The organism is Microbacterium sp. NPDC058021, from assembly GCF_042885955.1.
GTDB lineage: Bacteria > Actinomycetota > Actinomycetes > Actinomycetales > Microbacteriaceae > Microbacterium.
In genome coordinates this window covers 576,526-600,237 of sequence record NZ_JBHVRF010000001.1, presented here as the reverse complement: position 1 = coordinate 600,237, position 23,712 = coordinate 576,526, and the positions used below count along the sequence as shown (strand labels likewise).

Annotated in this window: 21 protein-coding genes; 7 read left to right on the top strand and 14 right to left on the bottom strand. The window is 71.3% G+C overall.

Features of this window, described 5'->3' with window-relative positions:
* Positions 1-55: 55 nt before the first annotated feature.
* Positions 56-1,111, top strand: coding sequence for an LLM class flavin-dependent oxidoreductase (locus tag ACFVR6_RS02770; RefSeq protein WP_386958593.1), 1,056 nt, complete (start codon positions 56-58; stop codon positions 1,109-1,111).
* 40 nt (positions 1,112-1,151) lie between these two features.
* Here the strand turns inward: ACFVR6_RS02770 and pheA are convergent, their stop codons facing one another.
* A complete protein-coding gene (gene pheA, locus ACFVR6_RS02765; protein ID WP_386958592.1) occupies positions 1,152-2,111 on the bottom strand; it encodes a prephenate dehydratase in 960 nt (319 codons plus the stop codon).
* Positions 2,112-2,164: 53 nt separating this feature from the next.
* Between pheA and pgm the strand changes: the two genes are divergently transcribed.
* Complete coding sequence (gene pgm, locus ACFVR6_RS02760; RefSeq protein WP_386958590.1) at positions 2,165-3,805, top strand: phosphoglucomutase (alpha-D-glucose-1,6-bisphosphate-dependent); 1,641 nt, start codon at positions 2,165-2,167, stop codon at positions 3,803-3,805.
* Between the two features lie 183 nt (positions 3,806-3,988).
* Positions 3,989-4,987: a magnesium and cobalt transport protein CorA gene (locus ACFVR6_RS02755; protein ID WP_386958588.1), complete on the top strand. Its 999-nt coding sequence runs from the start codon at positions 3,989-3,991 to the stop codon at positions 4,985-4,987.
* On the opposite strand, the gene ACFVR6_RS02750 is transcribed toward ACFVR6_RS02755, so the two are convergent.
* The 13 genes from ACFVR6_RS02750 to ACFVR6_RS02690 all read right to left on the bottom strand — a co-directional run bounded on the left by ACFVR6_RS02750 (position 4,965) and on the right by ACFVR6_RS02690 (position 16,964).
* Positions 4,965-5,174, bottom strand: coding sequence for a hypothetical protein (locus ACFVR6_RS02750; RefSeq protein ID WP_386958586.1), 210 nt, complete (start codon positions 5,172-5,174; stop codon positions 4,965-4,967). The genes ACFVR6_RS02755 and ACFVR6_RS02750 overlap by 23 nt on opposite strands.
* The gene (locus ACFVR6_RS02745; protein WP_386958585.1) at positions 5,171-5,674 is read right to left on the bottom strand and encodes a hypothetical protein; all 504 of its coding nucleotides are present in this window, start codon (positions 5,672-5,674) and stop codon (positions 5,171-5,173) included. The genes ACFVR6_RS02750 and ACFVR6_RS02745 overlap by 4 nt, the downstream gene beginning before the upstream one ends.
* A 146-nt stretch (positions 5,675-5,820) precedes the next feature.
* Positions 5,821-6,441: a bifunctional 4-hydroxy-2-oxoglutarate aldolase/2-dehydro-3-deoxy-phosphogluconate aldolase gene (locus tag ACFVR6_RS02740; protein WP_386958583.1), complete on the bottom strand. Its 621-nt coding sequence runs from the start codon at positions 6,439-6,441 to the stop codon at positions 5,821-5,823.
* Entirely contained in the window at positions 6,438-7,370 is a 933-nt protein-coding gene (locus tag ACFVR6_RS02735) for a sugar kinase (protein WP_386958581.1), read from the bottom strand. The genes ACFVR6_RS02740 and ACFVR6_RS02735 overlap by 4 nt, the downstream gene beginning before the upstream one ends.
* On the bottom strand, positions 7,367-8,197 hold the full coding sequence (kduI, locus tag ACFVR6_RS02730) for a 5-dehydro-4-deoxy-D-glucuronate isomerase (RefSeq protein ID WP_386958579.1): 831 nt from the start codon (positions 8,195-8,197) through the stop codon (positions 7,367-7,369). Before kduI ends, ACFVR6_RS02735 begins: the two co-directional genes overlap by 4 nt.
* Before the next feature lie 26 nt (positions 8,198-8,223).
* Positions 8,224-8,988: a 2-dehydro-3-deoxy-D-gluconate 5-dehydrogenase KduD gene (kduD, locus tag ACFVR6_RS02725; RefSeq protein ID WP_386958577.1), complete on the bottom strand. Its 765-nt coding sequence runs from the start codon at positions 8,986-8,988 to the stop codon at positions 8,224-8,226.
* Positions 8,985-9,851 (bottom strand): fumarylacetoacetate hydrolase family protein, encoded by an 867-nt coding sequence (locus tag ACFVR6_RS02720; protein ID WP_386958576.1) that lies wholly within the window; start codon positions 9,849-9,851, stop codon positions 8,985-8,987. Before ACFVR6_RS02720 ends, kduD begins: the two co-directional genes overlap by 4 nt.
* The gene (locus ACFVR6_RS02715; protein WP_386958574.1) at positions 9,845-11,035 is read right to left on the bottom strand and encodes a glycoside hydrolase family 88 protein; all 1,191 of its coding nucleotides are present in this window, start codon (positions 11,033-11,035) and stop codon (positions 9,845-9,847) included. The genes ACFVR6_RS02720 and ACFVR6_RS02715 overlap by 7 nt, the downstream gene beginning before the upstream one ends.
* A gap of 20 nt (positions 11,036-11,055) precedes the next feature.
* A complete protein-coding gene (locus ACFVR6_RS02710) occupies positions 11,056-11,727 on the bottom strand; it encodes a DUF624 domain-containing protein (RefSeq protein ID WP_386958572.1) in 672 nt (223 codons plus the stop codon).
* Between the two features lie 4 nt (positions 11,728-11,731).
* A complete protein-coding gene (locus ACFVR6_RS02705; RefSeq protein ID WP_386958571.1) occupies positions 11,732-12,652 on the bottom strand; it encodes a carbohydrate ABC transporter permease in 921 nt (306 codons plus the stop codon).
* Positions 12,652-13,584: a carbohydrate ABC transporter permease gene (locus ACFVR6_RS02700; RefSeq protein WP_386958570.1), complete on the bottom strand. Its 933-nt coding sequence runs from the start codon at positions 13,582-13,584 to the stop codon at positions 12,652-12,654. Before ACFVR6_RS02700 ends, ACFVR6_RS02705 begins: the two co-directional genes overlap by 1 nt.
* Positions 13,585-13,668: 84 nt before the next feature.
* The gene (locus tag ACFVR6_RS02695; RefSeq protein ID WP_386958568.1) at positions 13,669-14,955 is read right to left on the bottom strand and encodes an ABC transporter substrate-binding protein; all 1,287 of its coding nucleotides are present in this window, start codon (positions 14,953-14,955) and stop codon (positions 13,669-13,671) included.
* Positions 14,952-16,964, bottom strand: coding sequence for a DUF2264 domain-containing protein (locus tag ACFVR6_RS02690; protein WP_386958566.1), 2,013 nt, complete (start codon positions 16,962-16,964; stop codon positions 14,952-14,954). The genes ACFVR6_RS02695 and ACFVR6_RS02690 overlap by 4 nt, the downstream gene beginning before the upstream one ends.
* 151 nt (positions 16,965-17,115) lie before the next feature.
* On the opposite strand from ACFVR6_RS02690, the gene ACFVR6_RS02685 reads away from it, so the two are divergent.
* From ACFVR6_RS02685 to ACFVR6_RS02670, 4 genes are read left to right on the top strand one after another with little or no spacing between them, the layout of a single operon-like run.
* Positions 17,116-19,017 carry a heparinase II/III domain-containing protein gene (locus ACFVR6_RS02685; protein ID WP_386958564.1) on the top strand — a complete coding sequence of 634 codons (1,902 nt, stop codon included), beginning with the start codon at positions 17,116-17,118 and terminating at the stop codon, positions 19,015-19,017.
* A complete protein-coding gene (locus ACFVR6_RS02680) occupies positions 19,014-20,102 on the top strand; it encodes a substrate-binding domain-containing protein (RefSeq protein ID WP_386958562.1) in 1,089 nt (362 codons plus the stop codon). Before ACFVR6_RS02685 ends, ACFVR6_RS02680 begins: the two co-directional genes overlap by 4 nt.
* Positions 20,103-20,112: 10 nt before the next feature.
* Positions 20,113-21,735: an acyltransferase gene (locus ACFVR6_RS02675; RefSeq protein ID WP_386958560.1), complete on the top strand. Its 1,623-nt coding sequence runs from the start codon at positions 20,113-20,115 to the stop codon at positions 21,733-21,735.
* Positions 21,732-23,447, top strand: a complete 1,716-nt coding sequence (locus ACFVR6_RS02670) for a glycoside hydrolase family 35 protein (protein WP_386958558.1) — start codon at positions 21,732-21,734, stop codon at positions 23,445-23,447. Before ACFVR6_RS02675 ends, ACFVR6_RS02670 begins: the two co-directional genes overlap by 4 nt.
* Positions 23,448-23,712: the final 265 nt, after the last annotated feature.

The window sequence follows — 23,712 nt, the reverse complement described above, 5'->3', positions numbered from 1 at the left end:
GCCGAGGCGTGGCCCGGTCGGAATGCCCGGCGCCCGCCCCCGGTTGCACGTGGGGATGAGCACTTCGACCAGCCCCGCCCTGTCCGTCCTCGACCTCGTGCCGGTGCGCACCGGCCAGACCAGCGCGCAGGCGGTGGCGGCTTCGCTCGCGCTGGCCGAGCGCGCGGACGCGCTGGGGCTGCGCCGCTACTGGTTCGCCGAGCACCACAACATGGCCTCGGTCGGCTCGACGACCCCGCCCGTGCTCATCGCCGCGGCCGCGGCGCGCACCTCCCGCATCCGCGTGGGGTCCGGCGGCGTCATGCTCCCCAACCACGCCCCGCTCGTGGTGGCCGAGCAGTTCGCCGCGCTCGAGGCGCTCGCGCCGGGCCGCGTGGACCTCGGCATCGGCCGCGCCCCCGGCAGCGACCCGGTCATCACGCAGCTGCTGCGCATGTCGGGCACCTCCAGCGACGTCGAGCGGTTCCCGCAGCACGTGCAGGACATCCTCGCGCTCGTCTCCCCCGAGGGCGCCACGCTGCAGTTCACCTCCGGCGGCACCTACGACGTGCACGCGACCCCGGCGGCCACCGGAACCCCGCAGGTGTGGCTGCTGGGATCGAGCGACTACTCCGCCCAGCTGGCGGCATCCCTCGGGCTGCCCTACGTCTTCGCGAACCACTTCTCCGGCGAAGGCCTCGAGCGCGCGCTCGGGCTCTATCGCGGCCAGTACCGTCCGAGCGAGGCACACCCGGAGCCGGTGACCTTCCTCACCGCCAACGTCGTCGCCGCCGACACCGCCGAAGAGGCCGAGGCCCGCGCCCTGCCGCAGCTGCGCGCGATGGCGCGCCTGCGCCTGAACCGCCCGATGCGGGCGCTGGAGACCGTCGAAGAGGCGGCGGCCGCCGAGATCGACGACGCGATGACCCCGCTCATCGAGGGAATGCGTCAGCGCTGGATCATCGGCACCGGTGCACAGGCGGCATCCGAGCTGCAGAGCCTCGCCCAGACGCACGGCGTGGACGAGATCATGGTGTCGCCCATCGCCGCATCCCGCGCGACGGAGGCGCTGGACGGCACCGACGGCCGCGCGCGCACGCTGGAACTGCTCGTCGAGGCGCTCGGCGCCTGAGCGACCGGCCCGGGCTGGTCGCCGGGCTCGCGGGCGGTGATCAGCTCGCGAGTTCGCCGGAGATGAGGCCGCGCAGCCAGTCCCGGGCCTCGACGAACACCTCGTCCGAGTAGCGGTCGGGGTAGCGCACGATCGAGCGGTCGGCGCGCGGATACGAGCCCAGGAACAGCACGCGCGGGCTGAAGCGTCGGAGCCCGAGCAGCGCGTCGGCCATGCGTTCGTTCTGGATGTGCCCGTCGGCGTCGATGACGAAGCGGTAGCGGCCGAGCGCGTCGCCGATGGGACGCGACTCGATGAGCGACAGGTTGATGCCGCGGGTCGAGAACTGCTCCAGCAGTTCCAGCAGGGCGCCGGGGTGGTCGTCGGGCAGCTCCGCGATGATCGACGTCTTGTCCGCGCCCGTCGGCGCGGGCAGGGCACCGGGGCGGCTCACGAGCACGAATCGCGTGACGGCGTTCGGGTTGTCGCCGATCGCCTCGGCCAAGGGCTCCAGGTCGTGGTGCTCCAGGATGCCGGGAGGCGCGATCGCGGCATCCGCATTGCTCGATCCGTCGAGCATGTCCAGCGCCGCGGCGACGTTGCTCGCCGCCGGCAGGTGCGCATGGGCGGGAAGGTGGGCGGAGAGCCACTGCAGGCACTGCGCGTAGGCGACGGGGTGCGCGGCGACCAGCGATACGTCCGCCAACGAGGTGCCCGGACGGCCCACCAGCACGAAGTTCACCGGCACGAGATACTCGCCCACGATCTGCAGGCCGGGCATCGTCGCCAGGGCGTCCTGCGCGGTGGACACGCCGCCGTCGATCGAGTTCTCGATGGCGATCATGGCGGCATCCGAGCGGCCCTCGACGACGTCCGCGAGCGCTTCGCCGACGTTGCGCACGGAACGCCACTGCTGGTCGCGGGCCTCGGGGACCTGCGCGAGCGCCGCCTCGGTGAAGGTACCGGCCGGACCCAGGTAGCTGTAGGTGCGGCGGGCGGCGGAGTCGGGCGCGGTGCTCACAGGGAGCAAGCCTAGTCCGCGCACGTCGGCGGCCCGGGTGGCAGACTGTGCGCATGAGCCGTGCAGGACAGCCCGCCGAAGCCTCCGACCTCGTCGACATCGATGAACTCGTGTCGGCGTACTACGACCGCAAGCCCGACGCCTCGGTACCCGAGCAGCGCGTGGCCTTCGGCACGAGCGGCCATCGCGGCTCGTCGCTGTCGACCAGTTTCAACGAGGATCACATCCTCGCCACCACCCAGGCGATCGTCGATTACCGGGCCGACCAGGGCATCACCGGTCCACTGTTCCTCGGCCGCGACACCCACGGGCTCTCGCGCCCGGCCGAGCGCAGCGCCATCGAGGTGCTCGTCGGCAACGGCGTGGACGTGCGGGTCGACTCCCGCGACGCGTGGGTGCCGACGCCCGCACTGAGTCTCGCGATCCTCACGCACAACCGCGGGATGGATGCCGCCGACCCCGGCCGCGCCGACGGGATCGTCGTCACCCCGTCGCACAACCCGCCGCGCGACGGCGGATTCAAGTACAACCCGCCGCACGGCGGACCGGCCGACACCGACGCCACGGGGTGGATCGCCGACCGGGCCAACGCGCTCATCGCCGCGGGGCTCGAGGGCGTCACGCGCACCCGCTTCGCCGACATCGACACCGCGACCCTGGGCAGCTATGACTTCCGGGGCGCCTACGTGCGCGACCTCGCTTCGATCATCGACATCGACGCGATCCGGTCCGCCGGCGTGCGCATCGGCGCCGACCCGCTCGGCGGGGCGTCGGTGGAGTACTGGGCGCTCATCGCCGAGGAGTACGGGCTGGACCTCACCGTCGTCAACCCCGACGTCGACCCGACGTGGCGGTTCATGACGCTGGACTGGGACGAGAAGATCCGCATGGATCCGTCGTCGCCGTCGGCGATGGCATCCCTCGTCGCGGCGCGCGCGGACTACGACATCCTCACCGGCAACGACGCCGACGCCGACCGGCACGGCATCGTCACGCCCGATGCCGGGCTCATGAACCCCAACCACTACCTCGCCGTCGCGATCGACTACCTCTTCCGCCACCGCGAGGGGTGGCCGGCGGATGCCGCCGTGGGCAAGACCCTGGTGTCGTCGATGATCATCGACCGCGTCGCCGAGTCGCTGGGCCGCCGGCTGCTGGAGGTGCCCGTCGGGTTCAAGTGGTTCGTGCCCGGTCTGCTCGACGGCTCTGTCGCCTTCGGCGGCGAGGAGTCGGCGGGGGCGTCGTTCCTGCGCAAGGACGGCACCGTCTGGACGACCGACAAGGACGGCATCCTGCTGTGCCTGCTGGCGGCGGAGATCCTCGCCGTGACCGGCAAGACGCCGTCGCAGCGCTACGCCGAACTGGAGGCCGAGTTCGGGTCGTCGGCGTACCAGCGGGTCGACGCGCCCGCGACGCCGGCCCAGAAGGCGACGCTGGCGAAGCTGTCGCCGGATGCCGTGACCGCCACCGAGCTCGCCGGCGAGCCCATCACTGCGAAGCTGTCGCACGCGCCGGGCAACGGCGCCGCGATCGGCGGCCTCAAGGTGCAGACCGAGCACGCGTGGTTCGCCGCCCGCCCCTCCGGCACCGAGGACGTCTACAAGCTGTACGCCGAGTCGCTGCGCGGCCCGGAGCACCTCGCCGAGGTGCAGGCCGAGGCCCGCGCCGTGGTCGCCGCCGCCCTCGGCGGCTGACCCCGCGGGGTCGCGGTCGCGGCCGTCCCTCGTCGATCCGTGAGACGACAGCTGGCGGCCGAGACGGTGGTTATTACCCACTGTCTCGGCCGTCAGCTGTCGTTTCACCGGTGGGGGCTGGCGGCGGGCGGGGAGGGCGCGGCGGTGACGAGGGCGGGCGGCGGCGCGAGGCAGACTGGCCGTATGCCGATCATCGACAACGCGGTCTACGTCGACGGGGTGCGCATCCGCAACCCGGAGAGCCTCGAGCAGACCTTCGAGCACATGCGGGACAACCGCGGGATGGCGTGGATCGGCCTGCTGCGACCGACACCGGAGGAGATCCAGCAGGTCGCAGCCGAGTTCGGGCTGCATCCACTCGCCGTGGAGGACGCGCTGTCGGGCCACCAGCGCGCGAAGATCGAACGCTACGGCGACACGCTTTTCGCGGTGCTCCGGCCCGCGCGGTACGACGATGCCACCGAGACGGTGGAGTTCGGCGAGCTGCACGTCTTCGTCGGCCCGGACTTCGTCGTCACGATCCGCCACGCCGAGGTGCCCGACCTCGCAACCGTGCGTCGGCGGCTCGAGCAGCAGCCCGAGCTGTTGGGCAAGGGCCCCGAAGCGGTGCTCGCGGCCATCCTCGACGAGGTCGTCGATGAGTACGCACCGGTGGTGGAAGGGCTCCTGACGGACGTCGACGAGATCGAAGACGCCCTGTTCGGACACACCGGCACCGAGCTCACCCGGCGCATCTACGACCTGTCGCGCGAGGTGATCCATTTTCAGCGCGCCGCGGAGCCGCTCACCGACATGCTTGAGCGGTTGCTGCCCGGCGTCGACACCGCACGGCCGGACATCGAACTGCAGCGGTCGCTGCGCAACGTGCTGGACCACGTCATCCGAGTGACCGACAAGCTCGCGGCCATGCGATCGATCCTCGAGAACGCCCTCACCGTCAACGCCACGCTCGTGACGCATCGGCAGACCGAGACGGCTCTCGTGCAGAGCGAGCAGGTGAAGAAGATCTCCGGATGGGCGGCGATCCTCTTCGGACCGACGCTGGTCGGCACGATCTACGGCATGAACTTCGCCTATATGCCAGAACTGGAATGGCCGTGGGGGTACCCGATGGCCTTGGCGGCCATGGCGGCGACCTCGGTGACGCTGTGGCTGGTGTTCAAGGCGCGCCGCTGGATGTGACCGCCCGCTGGATTCGCGCGTTCGGCACGGCTTCGCGCAGCCGCGCGGTCGGGCATGCGCGCAGGTCGATGACGACGAGCGCGGTGCCGTCGGACGGGGCGGGGCGTGCGGCGTACCCGGCTCCCCCGGCCGGCGTCGGGCGCCGTTCGAGCAGGAACCGCAGGGCGGGTCCGCGCATGCCGGTCATGGGCGGGCGTCGCCCCGGATGTCGCCGAGGCCGATCGCGCCGCGGCAGGGCAGCGCGAGCAGGTCGCCGGGGCGGAGGTCCGCAGGCAGCAGCGGTGCGTCCAGCGCGACCCGCTCGCCGCGCGCGTCGAGGACGACCCAGGCACGCTCAGGAGCGTGCGACACCCGGCCGATCATCCGCAACTCGCCGCCGATGTGCGGCACCGCGTGCAGAGCGGCATCCACCATCAGGGTGCGGATGCCGTCCTCGCTCACCCCGGTGATGGCCGCCACGACGACGCTCGTCCACTCGGTCGCGGATGCCATGCCGCCCGAGACCGGGATGACCGCCGCGCCGGTGGTCACGCAGGGCGTCGCGCACAGGTCCACGTAGCGCAGCAGGGAGACGCCGGCGATGGTGACGTCCCGGGTGCCCGCAACGGCTCTCGCCGGCCAGAGCTCGCTGCGCAACGGACTCGGGATCGATTCTCGGAGAGTCGGGAGCAGGGTGGTGAGGGTCATGGCTCAGGTCTACGCCGCGCCGCGCCGCCCCCTCGATCCGTGAGACGACTACCGGCGGCCGAGACCGCGGGTATCACCCACTGTCTCGGCCGCCCGCATTCGTCTCAGCGCACGGAGGCGAGGGCGGGGCGGGCGGGGGCGGGGGGTCAGGGGGTCGACTGCAGGAGCGCGGCCAGGCGCGGCAGCTGGGCCTCGTTCTCGAGGGCGGAGCCGACGGCCACCACGGTGACCCCGGCGGCGAGGAACTCGCCCGCGTTGCCGGCATCCATGCCGCCGGTGGCGACGAACTTCACCTGCGGGAACGGGCCGCGGATGTGCGCGAACCAGTGCGCTCCCAGCCACTGGGCCGGGAACGCCTTCAGCCACGTGAGACCGAGCGCGACGGCCTGGCCGACCTCGCTCGGGGTGGCCACGCCCGGAAGGATCGGGATGCCGCGCTCCGCGGCAGCCCGCACGATCTCCGGGTCGAGGCCGGGCGAGACGAGATAGGCCGCGCCTGCGGCGACCGCGGCATCCACCTGGGCCACCGTCAGGATCGTGCCGGCCCCGACCGCCTTGCCGCGTTCGGCCCCGATACGCACGACCTCGCGCAGCGCCCGGTCGTCCTCCTCGGTCTGCAGCGGCACCTCGACGGAGTCGATGCCCAGATCCCATGCAGTGGTGGCCAGCCGGGCGGAACGCTCGACACCCATCCCCCGCAGGATCGCCATGAGCGGCGCGCCTGCGAAGATCTCGTCGAAGCGGCGGGAATCGGCCGAAGCGGTCATGCGGGGGTCCTTTCGGAGGAACGGGTCTGGGTGGGGTCGGGGAAGTCCCCCGTAGTGGCCATCGTGAGGGCAGCGCGGTCGTGTCCCAGGCGCAGGCGCGCCGCAGGAGGCTCGCCTGCCAGGAGCGCGGCGAGGTAGCCGCCGGCGAAGGCGTCGCCGGCGCCGACGGGCTCGACGACGTCGACGACGAGCGCGGGCTCGAACACCGCGGCACCCGCCTCGAAGACGGTCGCTCCCACCGCGCCGTCCTTCACGACGAGCTGCCGCACGGCGGGGAGCAGTGCGCGCGCCGCGTCGGCGGTCGCCGCGCCCCACAGGGTCTCGGCCTCGTCACGGCCGACGAAGACGATGTCGGCGCGGCGGGCGAGAGTCAGCAGCGGCGCGGCCGCCGCCTCGGCCGGCCACAGCGCCGCGCGATGGTTCACGTCGAAGCTCACCATCACCCCGGCACCCCGCGCGCGGTCGATCACGCGCGCGAGGAACGCCGCAGCAGACACCGACAGCGCCGCCGTGATGCCCGACAGATGCACGATGTCGATCCCGTCGAGCACCAGCGCGTCGGCATCGGCCCGAGACAGATGCGACGCCGCCGAACCCGCCCGGTAGTACGTCACGCCGTGACCGGGATTCTTGACGTACAGGCCGGTCGGATGCCGCGGGTCCGTGTCGACACGGCTGACGTCCACGCTGCGGGCGGCGACACGGGATGCCACCCGTCGCCCGAGTGCGTCGTCGCCGAGCCGGGAGTACCAGACCGCCGTCACGCCGAGCGCCGCCGCATGGGCGGCGACGTTGGACTCGGCGCCCCCGGCATCCACCCGGAAGGTCTCCGCCTCCTCGACCGGCACGGCCGCGATCGGGGCGACCATGGCCATGGTCTCCCCGATCGCGAGCAGCACGGCACCGGAGCCGGCGCGGCGTCCGGTCACTTCAGTGTCGTGACGGGAGCGGCATCCATGTCGTCGAACGCCTGGTTCTCCCCCGCCATCGCCCAGATGAACGAGTAGGCGGACGTGCCCACGCCGGAGTGCAGCGACCAACTGGGAGAGATGATCGCCTGCCGGTCGGCGACGACCAGGTGCCGGGTCTCCTCACGCTCGCCCAGCAGGTGGATGACACGGGCATCCTCGGGCACATCGAAGTACAGGTAGCACTCGGTGCGACGGTCGTGCGTGTGTGCCGGCATGGTGTTCCACATCGAGCCCGGGTGCAGCTCGGTGACGCCCATGACGATCTGGCAGCTCTTGATGCCGTTCTCATGGATGTACTGGTTGAGCGTGCGGCGGTTACTGGTGACCTGATCGCCGAGCTCCCGGACCGTGCCCTCGCCCGGCGAGACGAGCGCGGCGGGGTAGGCGGTGTGCGCCGGCGCGGAGAACAGGTAGAACTGCGCACCGGTGTCGCCGTCGGCATCGGCGAAGACGACCTCGCGGATGCCGCGACCCAGGTACAGGCAGGCACCCTTGACCAGGGTGTACACCTCGCCGTCGGCGGTGACCGTGCCGGTGCCGCCGACGTTGATGATGCCGACCTCGCGGTGCTCGAGGAAGTAGTCGCTACGGATCTCGGGGTAGCCGGGGAGGGAGAGTTCCTTTCCGGCGGGCACGGCGCCGCCGAGCACGATGCGGTCGTGGTGCGTGTAGACGACGGTGATCTCGCCCGGCACGAACACATCGGGCACGAGGTACTGGTCGCGCAGGTCGGCGGTGGTCATACCGGGGATCTGCGCCGGGTTGGTGGCGTAACGCTGCTGCATGGGGGTTCCTCCTTGGGTGGGGGTGTTCAGCGGACGAGCCAGCCGCCGTCGACGGGGACGATGGCCCCCGTGACGTAGGCGGCGGCATCGGAGGCGAGGAAGACGAAGGCGCCCTGCAGGTCTTCGGGCGTCCCCCATCGGCCTGCCGGGATCCGGGCGAGGATCGTGGCCTCACGCTCGACGTCGGCGCGGATCGGCGCGGTGTTGTCGGTGGCCATGTAGCCGGGAGCGATCGCGTTGACGGTGACGCCGGAGGCTGCCCACTCGTTCGCGAGCGCCTTGGTGAGGCCGGCGACCGCGTGCTTGGAGGCTGCGTAGCCGGGTACGAACAGCCCGCCCTGGAACGACAGCATCGAGGCGATGTTGATGATGCGGCCATGGCCCTGCGCGATCATGAGTCGGCCGGCCGCCTGCGACAGGTGGAATACGGCGTCGAGGTTGAGCGCGAGCACCTCGTCCCAGTCTGTGGCCGAGTGGTCGGCGGCGGGCGTACGCCGAATGGTGCCGGCGTTGTTGACGAGGATGTCCAGTCGTCCGAGCTCGGCGACGGCCTCGTCGATCGCGCCCGCCAGCTCGGCCGGCGTCGCCGCGCCCAGGTCGAGCTGGATGCGGTGCACGCGTCGGCCCGTGGCGGCGATGCGGTCGGCGGTCTCGCTGCCGTCACCGCGGTCGACCAGCGCGATGTCGGCACCGGCTTCGGCGAGCGCCACGGCCGCGCCCTGCCCGAGGCCGCGGCTGGAGCCGGTGACGAGGGCGACCCGCCCGTCGAGGCGGAAGCTGTCAAGGATCATGCGGTTCCTCCGATGAAGGTGGTGGTCAGTTCACCGATGCGCGCGATGCGCACGGTGACGGTGTCGCCCGGGCGCAGCGGCCGGTGTGCGGCCTGGGCCTCGGGGAGTTTCTGCGGTGTACCGGTGGAGACGACGTCCCCCGGCTCCAGGGTCATGACCTGGCTGAGGTAGGACACGATGTCGGCGACGGGGAAGATGGTCGTCGCTGTGGACTGCGACACCGTCACCACGCCGTCGCGGACGACCTCCACCAGCAGGTCCTGCGGGTCGCCGACATCGTCGGGCGTGACGATCCAGGGTCCGAGCGGCGCGAACGAGTCGAAGCACTTCCCCAGCGCCCACTGGCTCTGCCGCCGCTGCCAGGAGCGGTCGGACACGTCGTTGAGGATCGTGTAACCGGCGACGTGGCGCAGAGCCTGCTGCGGCGTGACGTCCTTCGCCCGCCGCCCGATCACGACGGCGAGCTCTCCCTCGTAGTCGACATCGTCGGCCACCGCCGGCACGACGACCGGGTCCGCCGGTCCCGCGAGCGTGTTGCGCGTCTTGACGAACACGTCGGGCGTGGCGGGGTCGTCGGCGGTCGGGTCGACGCCGTCGGGAACGTGGCCGCGGTAGTTGTAGCCGAGGCAGAGGATCGTGCCGGGCCGCACGGGCGCCTCCAGCCGTACGGATGCCAGTGCCGGCAGCGCCGACGCGTCGGCTGCCGCCACGGCGGCGCGCGCGGCATCCGTCCGCCCTGCGTCGGAGAGGATCTCCACGAGCGGGTCGGCGCCGAGGTCGAGCAGCCGGTCGCCGTCGGCGGCGCGCAGGACCGCGCCGGCGCGCAGCGCGGATCCGCTGCGGTAGGAGACGAACCTCACCACGCCGGCCGCCAGCCGGGCCGGGCGGCGCGGGTCAGCGCCTCGAGGTAGAAGTAGTCGCCCCACAGCGTGCCCTGGTCGACCCCGATCCCCTTGGGGAAGTCGTAGACGCTGTGCAGAAGCACGGCGTCGGAATCCGCCGGATCGGCAGGGGTGTAGTTCTCGATGAGCGAGGCGAGCATGCCCTGCGCGGCCTCACGCCACCGGGCGGCGCGGGCCGCATCGGTCTCGAGCTCCGCCAGCTCGAACAGGCCGCACACCGCGATCGCCGCCGACGAGCTGTCACGGGGCGCATCGGCTCCGTCGGTGTACACCATGTCCCAGAACGGCACGCGGTCGGCCGGGAGGTGTGCCAGGAAGTACTCCGCACAGCGGCGGGACGCGTCCAACAGCGCTTCGTCGCCGGTCGCCCGGTGATTCAGCGCGAAGCCGTAGATGCCCCACGCCTGTCCGCGCGCCCAGCACGAGTCGTCGAATGCGCCCTGCTCGGTCGCACCGCGCAGGGGCTCACCCGTCTCGGCATCCCAGTAGAAGGTGTGGAACGTCGTGTCGTCCTCACGCAGGATGTGGGTGCGCAGCTGCGTGGTGTGACGGCGCACGGCGTCGGCGAACCGCGCATCGCCCGTCTGCTCCCCCGCCCACGTCAGCAGAGGCATGTTCATGAGGCTGTCGATGATGGTGCGACCACGCTGCGCGGGATCGGACAGATCGCCCCACGCCTGCACGATCCCTGCGGGCTCGAGGAAACGCCGCATGAGGTGCTCGGCGGCATCCAATGCCGCGGAGCGGCCCTCGGGATCCCCGAGCAGACGCCAGGGCGCCACGGCGGCGAGGGTGTAGAGGAAGCCCAGATCGTGGGTGTCGAGGTCGTCTTCGTCGCGCACTCGCCGCGCGAAGTCCGCGAGGTGAGCCAGACCCGCGCGACGGAACACGTCATCGCCGGTCGTCTCCCACGCGATCCACATCATTCCGGGCCAGAAGCTCGTCGTCCAGCCGCGGTTCGCCCCCGCGGCGAAGTCGCCGCTGGCGGGGCGCACCGGATAGCGGGCGCCGTCGGTGGTGTCGTCGGGGTAGCGCAGGCCGAAGCCGTCGATGTTGCGGCGGAGGGTGACCAGGACGTCGGTCACGGCGGCGTCGATGCGGGGATCGATCGCGACCGGGGCGCCGGTGTCTGGGAGGGAGGTCATGGAAGAGGTGTCCTTCTGGATCAGGCGGCCACGGGCTCGGGGTCAGCGAGCACGGGGCGGAGGATGTAGCGGGCGTTGGCCCAAGCGACGTACAGCGCGGGCGCGGCGGTGAGTCCGATCGCGATAGCCGGCATGGCGGTGAACAGTGCGACCTGCAGGGCGAGGACGGCCAAGGAGACCAGGCTCAGCCACCAGCGGCGGACGCTCAGGTACAGCGCGGCCTTGACGACGGCCCCCAGACGCGCGGTCGGTTCCTCGGCGAGTGCGACCAGCGCGACCAGCCCCGCCGCCAGCAGCAGCACCGCGATGACTCCGAGCGCCGGGATGATCGCGACGCCGGCCTGCATCGGAGAGAAGAAGCGCACGTCCACCAGCACCACCACGAGGCCGACGGCCACCACCAGTCCGACGATCATCGACTTCCGCCAGGTCTGACGCCAGCCCCGCACGAACGCCCGCACGACCTGCGGGTCGCCGGCGCCGTGGGCGCGGAACGCCTGGAAGGCTGCGGTGAGGCCCGGGGCGCACAGCGGGGCCACCGCTGCGAGGAGGGGCCAGGACAGCGCCGGATCGGTGATCACCAGCAGCACCACCAGCGGAAGGCAGGCCACGACCAGGGCGAGGTTGGTCATGAGCCCGAGATAGGCGACCCCGAAGATGGTGGTGTAGGTGCTGTGCGAGATGCGCTTCATCGCCTCAGCCCTTCATCCCACTGGTCGCGATGCCCTCGACGAAGTACTTCTGGCCGAGCAGGAAGACGATCGCGATCGGGATGACCGAGATGGTCAGGCCCGCGAACAGCAGCGCGTAGTCGGTGTCGTACAGGTTGCTGACGAAGCTCTTGAGGCCCAGCTGGATCGTCCACAGGTCGGGGTTGCGCAAGTAGATGAGCGGTCCGAGGTAGTCGTTCCAGGTGCTCGTGAAGGTCAGCAGCGACAGACTGGCGATGGCCGGGACCGACAGCGGCAGCATGATGCGCCGCCAGATGCCGTATTCGCTGAGGCCGTCCAGGCGTGCCGCTTCGGACAGGTCCTCGGGGATGGTCTCGTAGAACTGCTTCATCAGAAACACCCCGAACGCACCGAACGCCTGGATGAGGATGATCGCCCACAGTGTGTTCGCCACCTTCATGTCCGACAGCAGGATGAACTGCGGGATCATGTACGACTGCCACGGCACGGCGATGGTGCCGATGTAGCAGAGGAAGAGCACGTCGCGCCCGGGGAAGCGGATGCGGGCGAAGCCGTAGGCCGCGAACGAGCCAGTGAGCACCTGCAGGAAGGTGACGACGACGGCCAGCAGGAGGGTGTTGCGGATCCAGACGAGCATGTTCGACTCGGTCCAGATGTCGATGTAGTTCTGCCAGACGAACACCTCGGGGATCCACTGCACGGGCACCGAGAAGACCTCGTTGGCGGACTTGAGCGAGCTCATGACCATCCAGAAGAAGGGCAGCAGGAGCCCGGCGGCGGCGATCAGCAGCGCCGTGTACAGCGCGACGCGTCCGAATCGCTGCAACGGGGTGCGCTTCTCGGGGGTGTCCGCTCCGGGTGAGGGGTCCTCGGCCAGCTTGCGCAGGGCGCGGCGGTCGTCGGCGGGGACGAGCAGCTCGGTCATCAGGCGTTCCTCCGCTTGTTCCAGATGAACTGGAAGATGGTCACGGCGATGCAGAGGAAGAAGAGCACGACGGCCGCCGAGGAGGCGTAGCCGAACTGGTTCTCTTCGAATCCCTTGCGGTAGATGAACTGGGAGATCACCGACGTGGACTGTCCGGGACCGCCGTCGGTCATCACGAGGATGAGATCGAAGATCTTGAACGAGTTGATCGTCAGCATCACGGTGACGAAGAACATCGTCGGGCGCAGGCACGGCAGCGTCACGTTGCGGAAGCGCTGCCACGCGCCGGCACCGTCCACGCGCGCGGCTTCGTAGAGCTCACGCGGCACGGTCTGCAGGCCCGCGAGGAACAGGATCATGTAGTAGCCCATGTCCCGCCACGTGCCGACGATGACGACGGCCGGCATCGCCCAGTCGGACGAGGTGAGCCATCCCGGAGGGTTGGCCAGGCCGATGGCGCGGAGGATCTGGTTGATCGGGCCGTAGTCGGGGCTGAACAGGAGGTTCCACACGACCGCGATCGCGACGATCGAGGTGATGTAGGGCAGGAACGCCGCGGTGCGGAAGAAGGCGACGCCGCGCAGCTTGTTGTTCAGCAGCAACGCGAGCCCGAGGGCCGCGACGATCGTCAGCGGGATGTGCAGCGCCGCGTAGTAGATCGTGTTCCAGAACGAGATCCGGAAGCTGCCGTCGCCGAACAGGCGCTCGAAGTTGGCGAACCCCACCCACGTCGCGGAGCCGAAGACGTTCCAGTTCGTCATCGACATGTAGAACAGCGTCACGACGGGGACGAGGGTGAGGGTGGCGAAGCCGATGAAGTTGGGGAGGATGAAGCTCCAGCCCAGGAGCGTGTTGCGCAGCGTGAGCTTGGATCGACGGCGGCGCAGCGACGGCTCGGGGCTGCCGGCCTTCGTGGCGGCGGCGGTGGTCATGGGGTCTCCTTGGGAGGACGCAGGGGATGCGGCCGGCGCGGGCGCGCCGCGCCGGCCGCGGGGTGTCGGCGGACCGACGTGGGGTCAGTCGCTGCCGACCTCGTTCTCGAAGCGCGCCTCCGCGTCCTTGATCGCCTGGTCGACCGAGGTCGAGCCGGACAGGATCGCGGTGTGCATGTCGAGGAGGATGTTCTGGATCGACGCCGTCTTGTTCGACGTCGGGTTCTCCGGCGCCACGTCACCGGTGGACCAGGCGAACTTCGACAGGTCGTCGGTGGGTGCGCCCTCGACGGCGAAGTAGGCCTCGGTGACGTTGTCGTCGGCGACGGCCGGAGTGATGCCGATCTCGGCCAGAAGTTCTGCCGCCTCGAGGCTCGCGGCGAAGGCGAGGAAGTCCTTGGCCGCCTGCACCTTCGACTCGTCGATGCCGGCGTTGATCGACAGACCGGTCGGGTCGCCGAAGGTCACCGGGGTGTTGTCGGTTCCGGTCGTCGAGTCGTCCAGCTGCGGGATGGGAGCGATGCCCCACTCGAAGTCATCGGCCTCGCCTGCCGCCTGCTGCGAGATGAGCGTCGCGGTGTACCACGTGCCCATCGGCATCATCGCGGCATTCTGCTTGCCGAACTCGCCCTGGTAGGTGAGCTGGTTGGCGCTGGAGGTGTTGAAGTCGATCTGTGCGCCCGCGTCCTGCAACTCCAGGACCCGCTCGTACGAGTCGGCGAAGTAGCCGTAGTCGCCCTCGAGGATGTCGGTGCCCTCCTGAGCGCTGGCGAAGCCCTGCACGGTCGACTGCCAGCGGTGCTGGTAGGCGCCCTTCGCGGTGCCGGCCTGCGAGATGGCGGTGGCGGCCTCGGCGTAGTCGTCCCACGTCCACGTACCGTCGGGGTAGTCCACGCCGGCGGCGTCGAACAGCGCTGTGTTGTAGAACAGCACCCAGCGGTCCTGACGGTACGGGACGCCGTATGCCACGCCGTCGACCTCGTACGACGAGGCGCCGCCGATGCCGTCGGGCAGTTCGACGTCGGAGACGTCGAGCAGCTGGCCGCCCTCCTGGAAGGTCGTGACGAACTTGACCTCCTTCTGCGTGATGATGTCGGGGCCCACGCCCGCGGCGAGGTCGGCGGTGACCAGCGTGTTGTACTCGGCGGCGTCGTACTCCTTGAGCTCGACGGTGACGTCGGGGTTCTTCTCGTGGAAGGCGTCGGCGAGCACCTGGAACTCGGGCGTCGTCGCCAGGCTCCACCCGGAGAGGGTGAGGGTGACGGGACCGGCTTCGGCGTCGGCCGCGGGCTCGGCCTCGCCGCTGCAGGCCGCCAGCGAGAGGCTGGCCATGACGACCACAGCCGTCGCGGCTGCGAACTTGCGCTTCATGCGTATTGCTCCTTTGCGATTGCGTTCGAAGCCCCACTGCGGGCTTCGTGGTGCCGGGTCGCATCGGGCGACTCGGGGTCTGCGAGGCGGCTCACGGTGCGACGGCCGTCGGGCCAGTCGACCGTGACCGTCCGGCCGTCGAGCGCGACCGTCGCGGCCGGGGCCACGGGGTCGTCGCCGCCGGCGAGGTCGATGAGGACGATGACGGGCTCGCCCGTGCGCACCGCGTGCTCTGTGGTCGGCACGAGAGCGTGCGACCCGAGCGGACTCGCGTCGTCGCGGGCGACCAGGGCGGGGGCTCCGTCCGTGAGTGAGCGGATGCCACTGACCCGCTCCCGCGCGAGCGCCCAGGCTCCGGTGGCATCGGACCCGCCGCGGGGATCGTCGCCCGCCATGGCCCAGCCGCCGACGCGGAGCCGCAGCGAGGCGGCATCCAGGCCAGGGGCCAGCCGATCGACGGTCGCGATGCGCACCTCCGACGAGCCGCGCACGAGCGAGTGCACCGTGAGTCGCCCGGCGACCTCGGCCGCGCCGGCGAGGCCCGAGCCGTGCCGGTGCGCGGTCGGCGAGGGCGTCACCCAGTGCGCCTGCCATGTCGACGACGCGATGCCCAGGTGGCCGTCCTCGTCGTCCTGCACGCGGGCCTCGAGCAGCGTCATGGCGGCGCGGTGCGTGCCGCGACCGTCGGCATCCACGAGGGCGACCGACTGTTCGAGCGGTTCGATCCAGCCGCGCTCGTCGACGAGGGGCGCCGTCGCGGTGGAGTAGCCGATGCGCGCGTACAGCGGTGAGTCGGCGACCAGGGCGTCGGCATGGGCGTGATCGGTACCGTGGTTGACGATGCGCACGATGCCGTCGGCGCGCGTGCCCGAGACGACCCAACCGGGGGATGCGATCGCGATGAGCTGGTCGGCCTCGACGACCGGCAGCGGTTCCGCCGGAGCCGCCCACACCGGGTGGTCGGCGGGCAGCGAGATGCCGAGGAACCCCTTCACCGCCCAGTAGGGCGAGCCCGGACCGGAGTACGACTGGGCCAGGGGGCGCCACTCGTGGTGCCAGCCCATGGTGAGGATCCCGTCGGCATCGGGGGCGGAGTGGTCGGCGAAGTGCCCGACGATCGCCTCCGCGGCGTTTCGCAGTCGGCCGGGCGAGTGGGAGGGGACCTCGGCGACGACGCCCGCCCAGTAGGCCGCGGCGGCCGCGAACCGGTAGATGAGGCTCCGTCCCTGCACGAGCGGCGAGCCGTCGCCGCCGACGAGGACGAGGGCGTCGGCGAGGAAGCGGTCGAGGCGGGCGACGTCGGCGACGGTGCGACCGCCCGACAGCTCCTGCGCGCCCGACATCCGCGCCCACAGGATGGGGTAGACGTGCAGCGCCCAGCCGACGTAGTGGTCGTACGAGCGCTCGTCGCCGTCGGAGAGCCAGCCGCCCTCCCGCACGAACGTGTCGTGGCGGGCGAGGTCGGCGGCGATGTCGTCGGCGGACCAGGGCCCGCCGACCGAGCGCAGGAAGGTCTGCACGACGATGCGGAACCACACCCAGTTCGTCTGCGGGTACGTGTCGTCGCCGACGACGGGTGCGAGGTAGTCGATGACGCGCTGCTGCGTCGTGGTGTCCAGTCGATCCCAGATCCACGGGCGGGTGAGGTCGAGGATGAGGGCGATGGATGCCGCCTCGACCTTCGCCTGCGCGTGCTCGTCCATGCGCACCCAGCGATCGGTGGCATCGGGGTCGACGCCGGACGCGATGCCGCGGGAGTAGAAGTCGATCAGGTCGTCGACGCCTTCGCCCTGCGCGCCGGCGATGCGGAAGCCTGCGAGCAGGAAGGTGCGGGCGAAACCCTCGAGCCCGTCCACCGCGTGGCCGTAGCCCCCTTCGCCACCGGGGAAGACGATCCGCCCTGCGCCGGGGGTGGCGTGGCGGCGGGCCGCGGTCAGCATCGCGTCTGCGCGGGCAAGCCAGTCATCACGGCTCCAGGCGCCGTGTGTGGCCTTCAGGTCGGGAGCCACCGGTTCTCCTTCGAAAGATCTGATCGTCAACAACGGCGACCGATTCGGAGATTATCAACCTGTTTCGATCAATTGCAAGACCGAAACCGACTTGTTATGATCGTTTCTGATCGATGCGCCGAGTCGCGCCTCGGTCGGAGAGGACACGAGCGTGGAGCTGAGCCCCAACGCCTTCGCCGGGCCACTGCACGCCCTCTTCACCCACGATGCGACCCTGCGACCCGTCGGACACGCCCTCCCGGTGCCGCCCGCGGCCGATCGCACGACATGGGGCCCGGACGGCCGCGCAGACCGCCCAGCCGTCACTGCGATCGTCGCGGCAGCTCGCACCGAAGCCGGCTCCCCGTGGCCGCAACCGCTCGCGAGCGCCGCAGCGCGCGTGCACCGCGACGGCGACCGCGACGGGTGGGAGCAGCAGGTTTTCGAGCGGCAGCGTCGACTCAGCCGGGCCGCGGTCGCCGCGGCCGTCACCCTCGAGGAGGCATTCCTCGACGAGGTGGCAGACGGCGTCTGGCTGCTCGCCGAGCAGTCCTCGTGGTGCTGGCCCGCCCATGACGACACCCACCGCGCCCACGGCAGCGTGCTGGCCACCGTGACCGACCCGTTCCTCGATCTCGGCGCGGGCGAGGTCGTCGGGCAGCTGGCTTGGATCGATCATCTGCTCGGAGGAGCACTCGACGAGCGTTACCCCGGCCTGCGTGCACGCATCCGCCACGAAGCCCGGGTGCGGGTGATCGAACCGTTCCTCCGGCGGCGGGACTGGCATTGGCTGGGGCTCGACGGCCACGTGCACAACTGGAGCCCGTGGATCCACGGAAATGTGCTCGTCGCCGCGTTGGCTCTCGTCGACGACGACATCGAGCGGGAAGCGGTCGTGCGCCTGGCTGTCGAAGGCATCGACCGTTACGTGGCGGTCCTGCCCGACGACGGCGCGATCGACGAGGGATACGCGTACTGGTGGAACGGCGCCTGCCGCGCGCTGGAGGCGCTGGACATCCTCGCCTTCGCGACCGAGGGCCGGTGGGATGCCGCACCCGCAGTGCCCGCGCTGCGGGAGACCGTCGCCTTCCCCCACCGCATGCACCTCGGCGGACCCTGGTACGTCAACCTCGCCGACGGCCCCGCCCGACCCCCCGCACACCAGCCGTGGCATGCGCTGCACCGCGCGGCCCGCGCCGTCGGCGACGACGCGGCGCGTGCCCACGCCGCCGCGCACCGGGAGCCGACGTCGGGCGCCGCGACCGAGCACGAAGGGTTCGGTCGGCTGCTGCGTGGGCTCACCGACCCCGCCTGGATCGATGCCGCCCCCGAGCACTCGCCGCTGCCGCGCGACGTGTGGCTTGCGTCCACCCAGGTGCTGCTCGCACGACCCGGCGCCGGGTCGGCCGCCGGGCTGAGCGTCGTGGTCAAGGGCGGACACAACGGCGAGAACCACAACCACAACGACGTCGGCTCGGTCATCGTCGCCGTCGACGGCGTGCCGGTGGTGGTCGACGCAGGCAGGCCCACCTACACGGCACAGACGTTCGGGCCGGATCGGTACGACATCTGGACGATGCAGAGCAGCTGGCACAACGTGCCGGAGATCGCAGGCACGCCACAGGGTGTGGGCGCGGAGTTCGCGGCATCCGATGTCGCCGTCGGATGCGGGGACGACGGCACGACCATCGACCTCGACATCGGCGGCGCGTACCCGCTGTCGGGTGTCTCCTGGAGCCGGTCGGTGCGACTGGACCGCGCGACCGGGTGCGTGCGCCTCTCCGATCGCTGGGACACCGCCGGGCCGGGGTCGGTGCTGCACCTGCTGCTGGCGGGCGAGGTCACGGTCTCGCCGGGGCGTGCACGCGTGCTGCCTCTGGGCGGCGCGCGCCCGGTGCGCCTCACCTGGCCGGCCGACGCCGCCCACCGGGTGGACGTGCGCGAACTGGACGATCCGATGCTCTCGGACGTGTGGGGAACGCGCCTGACACGACTGGCAATCGTGCTGGATGGCCGTGATCGACTCCGAGTCACGATAGAACTGGACGTAGCAGACGAGGACGACCGACGATGACCGATCCCACACCCGCGCCGCTGCCGGCCGAACGCCGCAGCCACATCCTGACCGCGATGGAGCGCGACGGCGCTGTGCGCATCTCGCAGCTGTCCGACGAACTCGGTGCGGCGACGGTGACGTTGCGTCGCGACCTCGCGCAGATGGAGCAGGAGGGCCTGCTGGTGCGCGTCCACGGTGGCGCCATCCCCGCCGCCGACCAGCCCGCCGGCGCCCCGCCCGCGGCCGATGCCGGCTCGATCGCCGTGCTCGTACCGTCGTTGAACTACTACTGGCCCGGCGTCGTGCGGGGCATGGAGACCGCCGCACGGCGGCATGGCCTGCGCGTGCAGCTGAGGGGCGCATCCTACGAACTGCAGGACGAGCGGCCGGTGCTCGAGCGCCTCGTGCGCAACGGCGGCGTACGCGGCCTCATCGTCGCCCCCAACACCGACACCCCGCACGCGCAGGACGTCATCCAGTGGCTGGCCGAATGCGGCACGCCGAGCGTCCTGGTCGAACGCGACGGGCTCGTTCAGCCCGAGGGGGTGCCGGCCGAATCGGTCACGACCGATCACGCGCTCGGTGCTGTCCTGGCCGCGCGCCACCTCGCCTCGCTCGGGCATCGCAAGGTCGGGCTCGTGCTTTCGCGCAATTCCCCCACCTCCCGCAAGATCGCCGCCGGGTGGCAGGCTGCCTGCGAGGAGCTCGGCCTCACCCCCGCCGAGCACATCGAGTCCACCCTCCCCGACCGCACGAGCGCGGACTTCTCCGCTGCCGTCGACGCCACGCTCGACCAGGCGCTCAGCACGGGGGTGACGGCTTTGCTCGTGCATTCCGACCCCGAAGCCATGGCCTTCGTCGACCTCGCGTTCAACCGCGGCATCTCGGTGCCGGAGGACCTGTCGATCATCGCCTACGACGACGAGGTCGCCGAGCTGTTCACGCCGGCCCTCACGGCGATCGCACCCCCGCGGGTCAGCGTGGGCGAGGCGGCGGTCGACCTGCTCGCGGCGCGCCTGGCCGACCCGACGCGCGCCACGCGACGGGTGCTGCTGAACCCGCGGCTGAAGGTGCGCGGCTCCACCGCCGCTCCCCGCACCTGAGGGCCGACGGATGATCGACCGCCACGACCACTCGCCGTGGGATTTCTGGACGACCGCGACGCCCGCGGCGCAGGATGCCCAACGACAGCACCAGCAGGTGCTGACCCGCGCCCATCCCGAGTGGCGGTTCGGGGCGGACTGCTTCGTCTCGGAACTGGCCGCCGTCGACGCCGACACGCTGACCCTCGGCGACCGCTCGTACGTCGCGGCCGGGGCGTACCTCACCGGCACGGTGCAGATCGGTGCGGATTGCTCGATCAACCCGTACACGGTCGTGAGTGGGCGGGTCGTCTTCGGTGACGGGGTGCGCATGGGTGCGCACAGCTCGGTGCTCGGATTCAACCACTCGATGGCTCCCGGCATCCCGGTGCACCGCCAGCCGCTGCGCAGCGACGGGGTGCGCGTCGGCGACGATGTGTGGATCGGGTCGCACGTCGTCGTGCTCGACGGTGTCACCGTCGGCTCCCATGCCGTGCTCGCCGCCGGCGCCGTGGTGACCAAGGATGTCGCGCCCGGCGCCATCGTCGGGGGGAATCCGGCCCGCCTGCTGCGATGGCGCGTGCCACCCGCGGCCCCCGACGTCTCGCCGCTCACCACGCGTCTGGCGGCCTTCGCCGACGCGGCCCGCGCCGACGCCGACGCGCTGCTGCGGCGAGCGCACGACGCCGACACCGGCCGGTACCGGGACCGTCCGGGTGCGCCGATCACCGTACGCGCCCAGGGCGACGCGATCGAGATCGCCGATCTGCTGCTCGGGTCTCCCCCGCCGGGCACCGACCGCGACGACCTCGTCGCCCTGCTGCAGGGTGCACAGGATGCCGCCACCGGCGCCGTCGCCGAGTGGGGCGCTGCCGGTCCACTCGACTGGTCCGACGCCGCGGCGGCCTACCACGTGCTGAGCACCGGGTACGCGCTCGATCTGCTCGGGGCCGCCTTCCGGCATCCACTCACCCTCATCACCGCCGCCACCCCCGCCTCGATCGTCGAGCGGTTGGAGTCGCTGCCCTGGGAGACCGACGCATGGCACGCCGGCCACCACGTCGATGCCCTGGGCACGGCACTGCTGTGGACCAAGCGCCGCGGCGACCCGGTTCCCGCGGGGGTCGAGGAGGCACTGTTCGGGTGGCTGGTCACCCGCGCCGACGCCCGCAGCGGCATGTGGGGGCGGGCCACCCCCGACCGCGGGCTGCTGCCGCTGGTCAACGGCTTCTACCGAGCCTCCCGCGGGACCTTCGCTCAGTTCGGGGTACCGGTGCTGCACGGCGATGCGGTCATCGACACGGTGCTGCGGCACGCGCGCGACGAGCGATGGCTCGATCCCGCGCGGCGCGACGCCTGCACGGTGCTCGACATCGCCCACCCGCTGTGGCTCACGCGCGGCACCGGCTACCGCACGGCCGAGATCCGCTCGCTCGCCGAGGATCTCCTCGACCACGCGCTCGCGCACTGGCACCCGGGGGCCGGCATGGCCTTCCGCCTCGAAGCCGACGACCCCGGTCTGCAGGGCACCGAGATGTGGCTGGCGATCATCTGGTACCTCGCCGATCTCGTCGGGCTGTCGGACTCCCTCGGCTACCGTCCGCGGGGTGTCCACCGCCCGGAACCCGCTCCCCTCCCCGAAAGGACCACGTGAGCACCTTCGCCATCGGTGAGGACGACTTCCTCCTCGACGACCGCCCCCACCAGGTCATCGCCGGGGCGCTGCACTACTTCCGGATCCACCCGGGGCACTGGGCCGACCGCATCCGCAAGGCACGTCTGATGGGCCTGAACACGATCGAGACCTACGTCGCCTGGAACGCCCACGAGCCGGTACGGGGACAGTGGGATGCCTCCGGCGCCAACGACCTCGGTCGCTTCCTCGACCTCGTGGCAGCGGAGGGCATGCACGCGATCGTGCGCCCCGGCCCCTACATCTGCGCGGAATGGCACAACGGCGGACTGCCGGTATGGCTGACGAGCATGCCCGGCATCGGCCTGCGGCGTTCGGATGCCGCCTATCTCGCGGCGCTCGAGACGTATCTGCGGCGCGTCTACGACATCGTCGCACCGCGGCAGATCGACCGCGGCGGCAACGTCGTGCTCGTGCAGATCGAGAACGAGTACGGTGCCTACGGTTCGGACAAGGACTACCTCGCCGAACTCGTGCGCATCACGCGGGGGGCCGGCATCACCGTGCCGCTGACGACGGTCGATCAGCCGATGGACGACATGCTCGCCGCCGGCACGCTCCCGGAACTGCACACCACCGGTTCTTTCGGGTCGCGCGCCACCGAGCGCCTGGCGACGCTGCGCGCCCACCAGCCCCACGGTCCGCTCATGTGCTCGGAGTTCTGGGACGGCTGGTTCGACTGGTGGGGCGGCGTGCACCACACGACGGATGCCGCCGAAGCGGCCGCCGAGCTCGACACGCTGCTGGCGGCGGGCGCGTCGGTGAACATCTACATGTTCCACGGCGGCACGAACTTCGGGCTCACCAACGGTGCGAACGACAAGGGGCGGTACCTGCCGATCGTGACGTCGTACGACTATGACGCCCCGCTGGACGAAGCGGGCAACCCGACGGCGAAGTTCCACGCGTTCCGCGAGGTCATCGCCCGCTACGCCCCGGTGCCGGCCGAGGTCCCGGAGCCGGCTGCGCCCGCGCCCGAGTTCGATGTGCCGCTGCGGCCCGCGGCGGGGGGTGCGGGTGCGGGTGACCCGGTGACCGGTGCGGTCCGCGAGCACCCGCCGACATTCGAGGACCTCGGCCATCTGGGCGCCCTGCTGCGCTACGAGGCGACCCTGCCGACCGGCTTCGCCGGCGGCATCCTGTCGTTCGATGAAGTGCGCGACCAGGCGTGGGTGTCGGTGGACGGCGTGCGCGTCGGCACGATCTCGCGAACGCGCCACGAGCGGGCGCTGCGCATCCCGGCGGGACGCGTGGTGAGCGTGCTGGTGGAGGAGCAGGGGCGCGTGAACTACGACGTGCGGCTGGGTGAGCCCAAGGGGCTCATCGGTCCCGCAATGCTCGACGGCACCCCGCTGACCGGCTGGACGGCGACCCCCATCGGACTGGAAGACGCGGCATCCGCCCCGGAACTCACCGTGCTCGAGGGCACGTTCACCCTGGCAGAGCCGACCGACCTGTTCCTGGACACCGCCGAATGGGGGAAGGGGTTCGTGATCGTCGGCGACCTGCTGCTCGGGCGGTACTGGGCCAACGGGCCGCAGCGCACCCTCTTCGTGCCCGCGCCCGCGACCCGCACCGGCGCGAACCGGGTGCGGGTGATCGAGCTGGAGCAGGCTCTCGCCTCGACCGCCCGCTTCGTCCCCGCCCCGCTCCTCGGCCCCGTCGCCGAGTAGCCCGCCCGCCCCGCCCCGCCCCGCGCCCGGCCGCGCCGCCGATCGGTGAGACGAATACCGGTGGCCGAGACCGCGGGCGATACCCACCGTCTCGGCCGCCCGCATTCGTCTCAGCGTCGGGGCCGGGCGGGGCGGGGCCGGCGGACGGGCGGACCGGCGGACCGGCGGACCGGCAGACCGGCGGACCGTGAGACTACAGCTGGCGGCCGACGCAATGGTTGTTTCCCGTTGTTTCGGCCACCAGCTGTAGTTTCAGCGATCGCAG

Bases quoted from the DNA above. Each gene is read 5' to 3' on its own strand.
- pgm (WP_386958590.1), top strand. From the start codon at position 2,165: ATGAGCCGTGCAGGACAGCCCGCCGAAGCCTCCGACCTCGTCGACATC.
- ACFVR6_RS02705 (WP_386958571.1), bottom strand. From the start codon at position 12,652: ATGACCGAGCTGCTCGTCCCCGCCGACGACCGCCGCGCCCTGCGCAAG.
- ACFVR6_RS02745 (WP_386958585.1), bottom strand. From the start codon at position 5,674: ATGACCCTCACCACCCTGCTCCCGACTCTCCGAGAATCGATCCCGAGT.
- ACFVR6_RS02695 (WP_386958568.1), bottom strand. From the start codon at position 14,955: ATGAAGCGCAAGTTCGCAGCCGCGACGGCTGTGGTCGTCATGGCCAGC.
- kduI (WP_386958579.1), bottom strand. From the start codon at position 8,197: ATGCAGCAGCGTTACGCCACCAACCCGGCGCAGATCCCCGGTATGACC.
- kduD (WP_386958577.1), bottom strand. From the start codon at position 8,988: ATGATCCTTGACAGCTTCCGCCTCGACGGGCGGGTCGCCCTCGTCACC.
- ACFVR6_RS02770 (WP_386958593.1), top strand. From the start codon at position 56: ATGAGCACTTCGACCAGCCCCGCCCTGTCCGTCCTCGACCTCGTGCCG.
- ACFVR6_RS02755 (WP_386958588.1), top strand. From the start codon at position 3,989: ATGCCGATCATCGACAACGCGGTCTACGTCGACGGGGTGCGCATCCGC.
- ACFVR6_RS02700 (WP_386958570.1), bottom strand. From the start codon at position 13,584: ATGACCACCGCCGCCGCCACGAAGGCCGGCAGCCCCGAGCCGTCGCTG.
- ACFVR6_RS02740 (WP_386958583.1), bottom strand. From the start codon at position 6,441: ATGACCGCTTCGGCCGATTCCCGCCGCTTCGACGAGATCTTCGCAGGC.
- ACFVR6_RS02680 (WP_386958562.1), top strand. From the start codon at position 19,014: ATGACCGATCCCACACCCGCGCCGCTGCCGGCCGAACGCCGCAGCCAC.
- ACFVR6_RS02675 (WP_386958560.1), top strand. From the start codon at position 20,113: ATGATCGACCGCCACGACCACTCGCCGTGGGATTTCTGGACGACCGCG.
- ACFVR6_RS02715 (WP_386958574.1), bottom strand. From the start codon at position 11,035: ATGACCTCCCTCCCAGACACCGGCGCCCCGGTCGCGATCGATCCCCGC.
- ACFVR6_RS02750 (WP_386958586.1), bottom strand. From the start codon at position 5,174: ATGACCGGCATGCGCGGACCCGCCCTGCGGTTCCTGCTCGAACGGCGC.
- ACFVR6_RS02710 (WP_386958572.1), bottom strand. From the start codon at position 11,727: ATGAAGCGCATCTCGCACAGCACCTACACCACCATCTTCGGGGTCGCC.